We start from the raw sequence: 344 nt of genomic DNA, 5'->3' as shown, positions 1-344 counted from the left end.
CACCAAAACTCGAAATCATTGAACAGTGCAAGATTGCCATTTCCGAATGGTTAAAGCCCATTGGACTCCAACTCAAGCCGGAAAAGACAAGAATCTGTCATACATTTCAAGAAATCGAAATTGGCGGAGAAAAAGTCCAACCGGGATTTGACTTTCTGGGGTTCAATATCAGGCAATATCCTGCCGGAAAACACGTCTCTGGGAAAAGTGGAGGAAAAGCCAGTAAACTCCTTGGTTTCGTAACCCACATAAAACCGAGCAAAAAGGCAATCAAAGCCCACACTGAAAAGGTGAAAGAGGTGATTAAGAAACACAAAACAGCACCTCAAGCCGCCCTGATTAAA

Annotated in this window: 1 pseudogene; it reads left to right on the top strand. The window is 43.3% G+C overall.

Going from position 1 to position 344, the window contains the following annotated elements:
• Window positions 1-344, top strand: a pseudogene (locus tag AC0QHF_RS12580) (group II intron reverse transcriptase/maturase); the annotation flags it as partial.

Source organism: Lyngbya sp. CCY1209, from assembly GCF_055795065.1.
This window is presented reverse-complemented; position numbering and strand designations above follow the sequence as displayed.